The 12,462-nt window shown below is 38.5% G+C and carries 8 protein-coding genes; 1 reads left to right on the top strand and 7 read right to left on the bottom strand.

All coding sequences use genetic code 11. The annotated features are described in order from the left end of the window. Positions 1 to 126 precede the first annotated feature (126 nt). From frr to LMF32_RS12500, 7 genes are all read right to left on the bottom strand, one after another. Positions 127 to 684, bottom strand: a complete 558-nt coding sequence (frr, locus tag LMF32_RS12470; protein ID WP_092479935.1) for a ribosome recycling factor — start codon at positions 682 to 684, stop codon at positions 127 to 129. Beyond that, positions 677 to 1,408, bottom strand: coding sequence for a UMP kinase (gene pyrH, locus LMF32_RS12475; protein WP_230524949.1), 732 nt, complete (start codon positions 1,406 to 1,408; stop codon positions 677 to 679). Before pyrH ends, frr begins: the two co-directional genes overlap by 8 nt. A gap of 189 nt (positions 1,409 to 1,597) precedes the next feature. After that, positions 1,598 to 2,479, bottom strand: a complete 882-nt coding sequence (gene tsf, locus LMF32_RS12480) for a translation elongation factor Ts (RefSeq protein ID WP_230524950.1) — start codon at positions 2,477 to 2,479, stop codon at positions 1,598 to 1,600. 162 nt (positions 2,480 to 2,641) lie between these two features. Beyond that, entirely contained in the window at positions 2,642 to 3,430 is a 789-nt protein-coding gene (gene rpsB, locus LMF32_RS12485) for a 30S ribosomal protein S2 (RefSeq protein ID WP_092479933.1), read from the bottom strand. 461 nt (positions 3,431 to 3,891) lie between these two features. After that, a complete protein-coding gene (locus tag LMF32_RS12490; protein WP_230524951.1) occupies positions 3,892 to 7,128 on the bottom strand; it encodes a DEAD/DEAH box helicase in 3,237 nt (1,078 codons plus the stop codon). Positions 7,129 to 7,269: 141 nt separating this feature from the next. Beyond that, positions 7,270 to 10,419, bottom strand: a complete 3,150-nt coding sequence (locus tag LMF32_RS12495; RefSeq protein WP_230524952.1) for an SMC family ATPase — start codon at positions 10,417 to 10,419, stop codon at positions 7,270 to 7,272. Beyond that, positions 10,420 to 11,562: an exonuclease SbcCD subunit D gene (locus LMF32_RS12500; RefSeq protein WP_230524953.1), complete on the bottom strand. Its 1,143-nt coding sequence runs from the start codon at positions 11,560 to 11,562 to the stop codon at positions 10,420 to 10,422. Between the two features lie 229 nt (positions 11,563 to 11,791). Here LMF32_RS12500 and LMF32_RS12505 point away from each other — a divergent pair, with 229 nt between their 5' ends. Beyond that, positions 11,792 to 12,409 (top strand): 1-acyl-sn-glycerol-3-phosphate acyltransferase, encoded by a 618-nt coding sequence (locus tag LMF32_RS12505; RefSeq protein ID WP_230524954.1) that lies wholly within the window; start codon positions 11,792 to 11,794, stop codon positions 12,407 to 12,409. The last annotated feature ends 53 nt before the right edge of the window (positions 12,410 to 12,462 follow it).

Consider the following 12,462-nt stretch of genomic DNA (forward strand, 5'->3'; position numbering starts at 1 on the left):
TAAAAAGAAACCTAAAACAGCCAAGTTTTAATCGCTGGCCATAAAATAAAAAAAGCAGTATGCCGCTCTTACCGTAAAGGTCGAAAGAGGCATGCTGCTTTTTACTATCCGGCTCAGAAAAAAGAATTAACCTTCGATCAATTCTTTTTCTTTCTCAGCTGCGATTTTATCCAATTCTTTTACGCTGTTGTCAGTCAATTTTTGAACTTCGCCTTCAAAATAACGTAGATCGTCTTCAGTAATCTCGTTATTCTTTTCAGCTTTCTTCAAATCATCAATGGCATCACGACGAATGTTACGTACTGAGATTTTAGCATTTTCAGCTTCTTTTCCTACTTGTTTCGCTAATTCTTTACGACGCTCAGTAGTCAATTGAGGAATCACTAAACGAATCACGTTACCGTCATTCGATGGGCTGATTCCGATATCGCTTTGCAATAATGCACGTTCAACATCTTTGATAGAAGATTTGTCAAAAGGTGTGATCATCAATACGCGCGGTTCAGGTACACCGATTTGCGCTAATTGGTTCAATGGAGTAGGAATTCCATAATATTCTACTTGGATACGGTCCAATAAGCTAGGATTTGCACGTCCTGCACGAATAGAACCTAATTCACGTTGTAAAGACTGTTCTGCTTTTGTCATTCTTTCTTTTGTTTCTTTTAAAATTTGCTCAGTCATGTTCTTTCCCCCTAACAGTAGTTCCAATGACTTCTCCTTGTACTACTCGTTTAATATTTCCTGTTTCATTCAAATTAAACACTACTAATGGAATGTCATTATCCATGCTCAATGAGCTGGCTGTTGTATCCATTACTTGTAAGCCTTTGCTGATAACATCTAAGTGAGTCAGCTCATCAAATTTCACAGCTGTTTTATCTAGTTTCGGATCTGCTGAATACACTCCGTCAACATTGTTTTTCGCCATCAAGATAACGTCTGCTTCAATTTCTGCAGCACGCAATGCTGATGTTGTATCTGTTGAAAAATACGGATTTCCAGTACCACCGGCAAAAATCACCACGCGTCCTTTTTCTAAATGACGCATCGCTTTTCTGCGGATATACGGTTCAGCGATTTGACGCATTTCAATAGATGTTTGAACACGCGTTGGAACGCCTTCGTTCTCTAAACAGTCTTGTAATGCTAAAGCATTCATCACTGTTGCCAGCATACCCATGTAGTCTGCTTGAGCACGTTCCATACCCATTTCTTCCCCTATTTTACCGCGCCAAATATTTCCACCGCCAACAACGATAGCTATTTCAATGCCTAATTCATGTACTTCTTTGATTTCTTTACAGATTTCTTGAATAGTCGGCGGTTTAATTCCAAATCCAGAATCTCCAGCCAATGCTTCACCACTTAATTTAAGTACAATTCTCTTATACTTCGGTTGCTTCATCACAGTCATTACCTCCATTGGCTATTTACATTAGTATTTTATCATACTCAGTTGGAAACTTCATTAAGATTCAACTAAGAGACGAGTTTCTCATTGATTAAAAAGATTTTTCAATAATGGAAACGCCTCAGCAGACAAAATGATACAAAAAATAGAGAGGATAAAAGTACTCCTCTCTATAAAAATGGTTTATTTTTTAACTTGACTCATTACTTCGTCAGCAAAGTTTTCTTGACGTTTTTCGATTCCTTCGCCAACTTCAAAACGAGCAAATTTTTTTACAGAAGCACCGTGAGCTTTCAAGTAGTCACCAACAGTTTGGTCTGGATCTTTAACGAATGGTTGGTCTACTAAACTAATTTCAGACAACCATTTGCTTAAACGACCTTTGATCATTTTTTCAACGATGTTAGCTGGTTTTCCTTCGTTCAAAGCTTGTTCAGTTAAAACTTTTGTTTCATGTTCAATTTTATCAGCAGGTACTTCATCACGAGTGATGTATAGAGGGTTGATAGCAGCGATATGCATTGCAACGTCACGTGCTACATCTTCTTTATCAGCAGCATCTAAATGTACCAATACACCGATACGTCCGCCCATGTGCAAGTAAGAACCGAAAGTTTCGCCTTCAGTTTTTTCAAAGCGCACGAAACGACGTAAGCTGATTTTTTCTCCGATAGTAGTTGTAGCAGAAATGATTTCTGATTCAATCGTACCTTCACCAGAGTTTAATTTGTTAGCATCTTCTAAAGTTGCTGGGTTTTCTTTAGCAATTGCTTCAGTAATGTTACCTACTAAAGTTTGGAATTGCTCGTTTTTAGAAACAAAGTCTGTTTCTGAGTTGATTTCTGTTAAAGCAGCAATGTTGCCTTCTGCGTAAATACCTGTTAAACCTTCAGCAGCGATACGGTCAGCTTTTTTAGCAGCTTTTGCCATACCTTTTTCTCTTAGGTAGTCTACTGCAGCGTCCATGTCTCCATCAACGGCTACTAATGCTTTTTTAGCATCCATCATTCCAACACCAGTCATATCACGTAATTCTTTTACTAAAGCAGCTGTTACTTTTGCCATTTTTATTCCTCCTATTTACTTGTTCAAATCTTTTTAAAAGTTTTTGAGGTCTGTTTAATTTTATATAAAAAGCTGCCTCTAAAAATGAAATGACGCCGCTTTGTAAAAAGTCGCTATTCACTTCTCACTTTTATCGAGACAGCTTTTATAATGTTCTAGTTATTATTCAGCGTTGTCGCCTTCAACAACTTCTACGATTTCTTCGATAGAAGAAGTTTCAGTTGATTCTGGAGCTTCAGCAGTGAAAGTTTCTTCAACTACTTCGTCTTCACCTTGGTTTCCTTCGATCATAGCGTCAGCCATTTTTGAAGTAATCAATTTAACTGCACGAATAGCATCATCGTTAGATGGGATTACTACATCGATTTCATCTGGATCACAGTTAGTATCAACCATTGCAACGATAGGAATGTTTAATTTGTGAGCTTCTTGAATTGCGATACGTTCTTTACGAGGGTCAACTACGAACATCACGTCAGGAATTCTAGGCATATCTTTGATTCCGCCTAAGAATTTTTCTAAACGGTCGCGCTCTTTGATCAAAATACCTACTTCTTTTTTAGGAAGTACTTCGAAAGTTCCATCTGCTTCCATTTTGTCGATGTTTTTCAAACGTTGAATACGTTTTTGGATAGTATCCCAGTTAGTTAAAGTTCCACCTAACCAACGGTGGTTAACGTAGAATTGACCAGCACGTTGTGCTTCTTCTTTAACTGATTCTTGAGCTTGTTTTTTAGTACCTACGAAAAGAGCGATTCCGCCGTTTTCAGCTACATCTCTTACATATTTGTAAGCAGTATCTGCTAATTTGACTGTTTTTTGCAAGTCAATGATGTAGATACCGTTTCTTTCTGTAAAGATGTATTTTTTCATTTTTGGGTTCCAACGACGTGTTTGGTGTCCAAAATGAACTCCTGCTTCTAGCAATTGTTTCATAGAAATTACTGCCATGATTGTGTTCCTCCATTTGGTTTTGTATTTATCCCTCCCTCAAAATCAACTGCAAAGAGACTTAAGTAACCTTAAGCACCTTCTATTGCATCCTTCGAGGTGTGATATAGTTAGTGCTTTTTGCACCGTCTTATATTATACAGTCGTTTTTTAAATAATGCAACAAAAAAATCGACAATACTCATGAAAAGTATTGTCGATTTTGATTCTTCATTATCTAGAGTCGATGAAACTTGAATGGTTTAAAATATAAACCTTTTAATTTCTGGAAGAATTGAGTTGCTATTAGCCACGCAAAGGATGCAATGTAAATTACAAGCCCTTGGTGCTTCAGCACTTAGGGTTTGTTTGTAGCTTGCAAGCTTGGAGACCTTGGCTCCAAGCGTTCCCATGGCTCTTACAAAGCAAACTCAATTCTGTAAGAAATTTCTACGACAAGATCAGTTTACAAAAAACAATTCTTAGACTGATTCCATACCCATACTTAAAATCTCTCGGATATCTTCTTCGGTCAATTGGTTGATCGTTCTGGTTTCCCCATGATCTTCCGTAATGACTTGATCAAATAGCGATTTTTTCTCTTGCTGCAAGGCATTGATTTTTTCTTCAATCGTTCCTTCAGCGATCAAGCGCCATACTTCTACGACGTTCTTTTGGCCAAGACGGTGAGCTCTTCCGGCTGCTTGTTCTTCTACAGCTGGGTTCCACCACAAATCATATAGGATAACAGTATCTGCCCCTGTAAGATTCAATCCGGTTCCTCCCGCTTTTAATGAGATCAAGAAAATAGACTTCTCTCCATCATTAAATTTATTGACCATATTGATCCGTTCGATCGGTTTGGTTTTTCCGCTTAAATAGAAACTAGAGATATCCTCTTTTTCCAATTCAGCTTGAATGATGTCCAACATCGAAGTGAATTGAGAGAAAATCAAAATGCGCTTGTTGTTCTCTAACGCTGTCGAAACAATTTCTTTCAATTGCAGCAACTTGCCTGATTCTCCCTCGTAGTCATCCAAGAATAATCGAGGATCACAACAAATCTGACGTAATCTTGTCAGAGAAGCTAAAATGGCGATGCGGTTTTTCCTGAAATCGTCTCCGCTCATTCCTTGAACTGTTTCTTGGATCTGTTGCAAGTAAGCCAAGTAAACCGTTTTTTGGTCTTTGGTCAGCGTACTGAACATGTTGGTCTCGATTTTTTCCGGAAGCTCTTGAAGAACATCTTTTTTCACTCTTCGCAGCACAAACGGTTGAATCATTTTTGCAATCTTTTCATTCGTCAACGTTTTAAATTTTTTGATCGACGGGAAAAATCCTGGCATGATCAATTGGAAAATAGCCCACAGTTCTTCTATCTTGTTTTCGATCGGTGTACCACTTAATGCAAACTTCTTAGGCACTGACAAACTTCTTAAAGCTTGAGACGTTTTTGTGTGGTAATTTTTTACCATTTGAGATTCATCCAGTACTAGTGTACTGAAGGCTTGCTGTTTATACAAGTCTACATCTTGACGGAAGCTCTGATAAGAAGTGATCAACACATTGTTGTTCACCACATCATTGAACTGAGCTTCTCTTTCTTCACTGCTTCCTGAAACAACTGTTGCACGAATATTCGGAGCAAACTTTTTCAATTCATGATGCCAGTTATAGGTCAATGAAGCCGGTGCAATGATTAAGAAGGGTTTTTCTTCGCCTTCTTCGATCTCAGATTGGATATAAGTGATCACTTGCAGCGTTTTTCCCAGCCCCATGTCATCCGCAAGTATTCCGCCAAATCCATATTGAGACAACATTTTAAGCCATTTAAATCCAGTAACTTGGTATCCTCTCAATTCGCCGTTTATTCCTTTAGGCAATTCAGCTTCAATCGAATGCGGTTGATTCAAATCCAACACCATTTTTTGGAATTTGCTGGATAATACTGGCTGAACACCTGACTCGTTCTCTAGTAAATGAGACAGTTCAAGTCCTCGGTAGCTCGGAATACTGATGCCGCCATTTTCAAATTCTTTCGAACTGCGCAATTCGCTTAATACACGACTGATTTGCTGCAGTTCTTCTGATTCTAATGACAACAACTTGCCGTTATCCAATTTGTGGAAGCTTTTTCGTTCCATCAAACTTTGCAGCACTCGATTGATTTCATCTCTGCTGATGCCTTTGATATCGAAACGAATGTCCAGTAATCCGCCTTCTTGTTGAATGTCTACAGTCGTATCAGGATCAATTTGATCTAAAAAGATGCTGTCTAGACTGTCATTCACGTATACTTCAGCTGTTTGCTCGAGTAACGGAATCTCTTTAGTGAAAAATTCATAGAACTTTTCATCTTTTACCAATCGTTTTGTGTAATCTGTTTCTTCTCGTTGGTACCCAAGTTCATTCAATAAATTCAGCGTTTGGATCTCTTTTTTACTGTCTCTGATAACTTGGATGTTTTCTTCCGGCATTTGATTTTCTTCTGGATTGGTAGACAAAACCATATGACGGTAGTTGAATTCGACAACGGCATGCAACTGTTCATTTGCATAAGTAAAATAAATACACGTTTTCAACGGTTCATGAATAAACGTATTTTCTACTTTTTCAGACATGTGAACAGTGGCTAACTTAGAAATCATAGGCAGCACATATGCTGTGAAATCAGGCATGTCTTCCGGCTGAATGTCGATCCGATTCCCCTCATGTCGTTGCAAGAAAGACTGCAACGGTTGAATAGCCTTTAATTGTTCTCGAGTCGGTTGATAAATTTTATCCTCTACCAAAAACCAATGGTAATCTTTCAGATACACATCTGTATTGTTGTCAATGTTTAATTTTACGGCGCCCTCTTGGCTGTTCAATTCGAATCCAAATGGCAAACGTCCTTCAATAAAAGCGACTGTTTTGAAATTAGCCCCATTAACATCAAAACTAAAATCGGCTTCTTCTTGAAACTTATCAATAAAGGTTTTAGCAAATGAAGGCGTCAAAACGAAATACCGTTTATTGTTAAAAATAGACTTAGCCTCTACAAAGCTCCCTCTGACAAAGTTTTGCGATTCCATTTGCACATACAATTCTTGCAACAGTGCAGCGTCCGTTTTTTCTACATCGACTTCACTAAAATCGATCCATTGATTTCTTTTATACTCGAATTTATCCTTGTTGCTAAAAGCGGTTAGAAAACCATGCAAATCTTTAATGACGTACAATTTATCCAATCCAGCTCTAATACTGACAACCAGTACCTCGCCTGAATGACGAATCAAGGCTGTACTTTCTGGTTTGTGTTCAATTTTATATTCTAATTTAAGTGTTTGAAGTTGTTTTTTTCCGCCGGTATACAAACTGTTGGTATCTTCAAGAAATTGTCTTGAAAACAATAAAGTCAGTTCTTTTCCAGGGTTAATGGAATTTTTGGCCACTTTCTCCGCATTTTCCGGGGTCATGACACGACTAATCTCCCGGTCTTTCAATTCCAATTCAACTGCAACAGTATGCTTGCAAAAACCATGATTTTTCCAATAATCACACTCGCAAAAATCCTGTTCTCGTGTTGTACCGTCCAGTTCTATACGGTAACGATCATCATCCAACACATCAGCTGTCCAAATTTTTTCCTCGATTGAAGCATTGATGGAAAGAACACGCTTTTCATCTACTAAGCTTCTTCCCTCTTCAATCAATCGTTCAGGTATACTCCACTTCACAAAACCAACCTACTTTCTTGCCTTTTTCCAAAAAATCAAATGGTTTTTTTGGTAAACAAAATTCTCCATCTTTCTATTTTACGTTATCTTCAAAGAAAAAGAAACTTTAATGTTATGCTTTACTGTTTATTCTCATTTTATCTAGCCATGACTGGCAGATAATTGACTTTTCCCAGTTCCTAAGGCATGAACAAGGACTTTGTCTGGGATGCGATCTTTCAATTCTTTAACATGACTGATGATCCCTACCAATTTTCCGTCTCCGTCTATTTGCATCAACGCTTCGATAGCTTGATCCAAAGCATCTTCGTCTAACGAACCAAATCCTTCGTCGATAAAGATCGCCTCTATCTGAATCCCTCCGGCTTGTCGTTGAACAACATCGGATAACGATAAAGCCAATGAAAGAGCAGCTATAAAACTTTCTCCTCCCGAAAGAGTCCCTACATTGCGGACACCCCCAGCATGGTCGTCATAGATGTTGATCTCTAATCCAGTCTTGTTTTTATAAGAACCGTCTTCTCGGTTCAAATCAAACAAATAGCGGTGATTAGACAATTTTTGCAATCGCTGATTGGCTAGGCTCAAGACTTCTTCTAAGAAGTAAGACAGCACGTACCGTTCAAACCCTAATTTACTAATGCCGCTGTCTCCGTTAGCCACATCAGATAACGTCGATATTTCAGTGAACACATCCATATTTTTTTGATGCAGATCCAATATTGTTTGACAGTTGGCTATGATTCCTTGATTTTGCAAGGAGTGGTCTTGCAACACCGCTTTTTCTTCTGTCTTTTTCGTTTTTTGGTCCACTATTGAATTATAGGTCTCTTTAGCCAGTTCCAATTGAGGAGCTGGTTTTCCTTCAAGTTTTTGCGTATTTAAGGTCAAGTTTTGCTGAGCATTGTATTGAGATTTTTCATATTGATCAATCATCTCTTTCCATGAAGCTACTTGTTCTTTGTTTTCTAAGGTTTCTTCCACTTCTAAGATACTTAAGAAACTAGAGCCGGATAACACTTTGTCCGCTTCCTCTTTCAGTTCTACTTTCTTCGCATGTTCTTCAGCTAGCGATTCAGTAACTGAATCCAATCGGTACTGGGTCTGTTCCACAACTTTTTCAGCTGCAAGAGTCTGTTCTAAAATCTCTTCATAAGCCTGCTGCCATTGTTGGATGCGTTGCTCTAACGCTGCTACCTCTGCTTCATAGTATGGGATATCCAAGTACTGTTCAGGTATGGTTTGACTCAAATGAGACAACTGGCCTTTCAACTGACTCAAATGATTTTGTTCAGTTTGATGGTTAGTCGTTAATCTGTCCAAAGCTATTTGACTTTCTCGATACTCAGCTTCAATGTCTAAAAGTTTTTCTTCGTGTTTTTGTTGTTCAGTCAGTGAACGATTCAACTCATTGATTTGATTTTCCAACTTGTTTTTTTCTTGAGAAACGACTTCACGATTTCCCTTCAGAGTACCCGTTTCTACCTCCGAATAAAGCTGATGATTTGTCCAATCGAGACGTTTTTGTTCAAGAAAGGCTTTTTGCTCAGACAATTGCTGTTCTAGATCCAATCCTTGTTGTTCCAAGACCTCTTTTTTAGCTTTAAGGGTATGCAGCTCGGTTTCTGTTTGTTCCACCAAAAGTTCTAATTCTGCAGCACTTTTAGTCGATGTGATTTCAACAACTGCATGGAGTGGATGCTCAATAGAACCACACACAGGGCAAGGTTCTCCATCAATCAATTCCTCAGACAACTTTTGGATCTGCACTTTTGCCCAGTCGCTTTTTGCTTTGCGATGTTCATTAGAGACCGTTTCCAGTTCACTGATAGTTGTTTGCAGGCTTTCTTTTTTCTCCGTCAGCAGATCGATGAGTCTTTTTTCTTGGTCTTCAGCTGTGATGGCTTGATTCAATAGGTCTTCAGCGTGGCTCCAACTGTGCAATTGATCTTTGGCAGAGTATACATTCTTTTGTTTGGCAGCCAACTCTGCCAATAGTCGATCCATCTCTTCTTTTTGCTCCAGCAATTGCTGTTTTTGTTTCCGGCAATCCGTTAATTCTTTTTCTAGTCGTTGTACGACTCGCTCCTGTTCCTCATTTTCATGCTGACTAGTTTTGTAAGCAGCGATGGCTTCTTTCAGTTGGTTCAAAGAGACCAGCTGTTCTTTACGACTTTCTTGTCCCAAGAGTTCTTTGTCAACAGCCTGTTTTTTAGTTTTTGCTTTCTTTAATTGTTCTTTCTCTTCTTGCAATTGTTCACGGGTTTGCAGTTCTTTTTCTTGTAATTCCGTTAAAGACTTTTCATTCTCAGACAATTTAAACAATAATGTCTCAAATTGCTGAGCTTCTTCGTATTTTTTCACTTGCTGTTTTAACGCGGTTATGTTGCTTTGTTCTTCTTTTAAAGATTCTAAAGCCTGCAGTAAAGCTGCCTTTTCATCCAATAATTGCTGGATGGTTTGCTGTTCACTTAAAAAAACATTCGCTTCATCAGCTTCTCGTGTCAATTCAGTAATCGAAGTGCCTAATTGCTCCAATACTTTTTCCATGGTTTGCTGTTCTTCTTGCAGAAGATTTAACTCCACTTTCATGGCCGCGAAGCCCGTAAACTCGATTTCAGGTTTCATACTGGTCCAATGCGCTTTACTAAGGGTTGATTCCAACTCTTTTTCTTTCTCCACCAATTTATAGTGCATCTCTTTTTTCTTTTCTTTCAACTTTTCACTCAATTGACGATAAATATCTGTTCCAAAAAGTTTTCTTAAAATCGTTTCTTTTTCTCCGCTGTCCGCGTTTAAAAATCGTCTGAACTCTCCTTGAGGAATCATAACGATTTGTCTAAACTGATCGCAGTTCAATTGCACCACTTCTTCAATGACTTCATCTACTTCACTGATTTTAGTGACATGCTGCAATTCTGCTCCATCTTCTCCAAATACACGAAGTGAAGCTTTTGCCGGTACGTCTCGAGTACCTTCGCCTTTTTGTTTCAACAGTACTTGAGCTGGGCTTCTGACGATTTCATACAGCTTGTTTTGGGCGCGGAAAGTAAATGTGACACTCGTTTGCTGCTTAGCATCCGCAAATGTAGAACGCATTTCTTTCGGCTCCCGATTCGAGCCATTCGTTTTGCCAAATAATGCAAAACAGATTCCATCGAACAATGTGGTTTTACCAGATCCTGTTTTCCCGGCGATCAAGAAGATGTTGTTTTCATAAAAAGCGGAAAAATCGATCGTCTCATCCATATACGGACCAAACGCTTTAAGTGTTAAAGACTGTGGACGCATTTACCGGACCTCCTTTTGCAAATCTTCAAATAATGACGCTATCAATTGTTCTTGCTGCTTCGTCAATGGATTTTCAGTGAGCTCTTCAAAATAATGGCTGAACAGCTTATGCGGCGCCAAAGTAGTCGGTACTTCTTTTTTGGTTTGATGAATACCCGGCAGCAGACCACTTTGATTTACTCTTTCCATCCCGATGACATAAGGGTAAATTTCTCTTAATCGATTCATTGCATTTGGCAGCATGACCGTATCTTTTAATTTGATGTAAATAAATTGATCTCGCTTGATCGTCAAGTAAAATTCTTCCTCTGTTAATGTGCTGAAATGTTCTTCTAACACAATGATGTCCCGTGAAGGTTGAACTGGATGAAATTGTTGCGTCAGCAATCCTTCGTCATCGATTTCAATAATTCGGAATCCTTTTTGTTGATCAGCTTCCGAGACAGAATATTTCAACAAACTACCTGAATAGAGAACCGCCTCACTTTTTAGAGCTTCTGGATGGTGCAGGTGACCTAAAGCCACGTACGTGAAGTCTTGGAACACTCTCGCCGAAACGTTGTCCAACCCGCCAACTGTAGAGCCGGTTTCCGATTCACTTCTCAAACTTCCTGTCACGAAAAAGTGAGAGATCAATACTTGATGTTTCGTTTCTTCGAATTGTTCTTTCATTTTTTCAACGACTCTTTCAACAGCTTTTTCATGTGTAGTTAATGTATCATCACTAAAGTAAAGCCGAGCATCAATAGGATCAAAATAAGGCAACAGAAAAAATTGCGTGTTCCCTAAAGTGATCGGCTGAAAAGTAAACTCATTGATTTTTGTTTGCAAGTAAAGGTTGGCTTGTTTGAACCATTCACTACCTGTTTCTAAACGAGTAGCCGAGTCATGATTCCCAGAAATAGCCAGCACCGGTATTTTTTCTGTTAAATTCATGTCTATAAACATTTGATTCAATACGCTGACGGCTTCAGCCGGCGGTACAGAACGATCGAAGAGGTCTCCTGCAATAACAATTGCCTCTACCTCTTCTTTTTTAGCTGTGTCCAGCAATTGCTGGAAAACTTCTTGCTGCTCTTGCAGCAGTTGAAACCCGTGAAGTTTTTTTCCAATATGCCAATCTCCAGTATGTAAAAACTTCATTTTAAAAACCCTCCCGTTCGTCTTCCATTCATCTAGTATAACAAAGAAACAAAGAGAGGCGAAAAGCTTTTTTTAGAAAACAAGCGAAACTTTTGCATCTTTTAAGTCATTGAACGATACCGCACCAAAACTTTGAAGTTCGAAATAAAGTTGTTGCGAAAATCTGTCTTATCGCTCATACTAATAAAAGTAAGTATGAAGATGTATTTAGCGAAAGGATTGAACAATAGTGTTTTTTAGAATTTTACGTGATTTCGTGGGAGTTCTTGTTTTCATTTTGAATGGAAATGCACACTACCAACAAAGAGAAAAATTACCTCAAAATGAATCTTATATTTTAATTGCTCCTCATCGTTCTTGGATTGATCCGATATATTTGGCTTTAGGAGCTAAACCGAAAGATTTTGCTTTTATGGCTAAGAAAGAATTGTTTAAGAACCCTATTTTTGGTTGGATCATTCGTAAAGCCAATGCTTTTCCAGTAGACAGACTGAACCCTGGTCCAAGTGCTATCAAAACGCCTGTAAAAATTCTAAAAGAAGGCAAGTTGAGTTTAGTGATGTTCCCAACTGGAACAAGACATTCAGCTGAACTTAAAGGAGGAGCCCCAACTATTGCAAAATTAAGCGGGGTGCCAATGGTTCCAGCAGTCTACCAAGGTCCATTAACGTTTAAAGATCTGTTGAAACGCAAAAAAATCGTCGTTCGTTTTGGAGATCCTATCTATGTAGATCGAAAAACAAGATTGACGAAAGAAAGTCTTGCAGTTATCGAAAAAGACGTACAAGCTGCTTTCGATCAATTGGATAGAGAAATAGATCGAAATTACCGTTACGAATACAAATAAAACACAAAAAAGCTATGGTCCTATATGGAGCCATAGCTTTTTTGTGTTGCTTG

It is taken from the genome of Desemzia sp. C1 (assembly GCF_020882875.1).
In the GTDB taxonomy this organism is placed as follows: Bacteria; Bacillota; Bacilli; order Lactobacillales; family Carnobacteriaceae; genus Desemzia; species Desemzia incerta.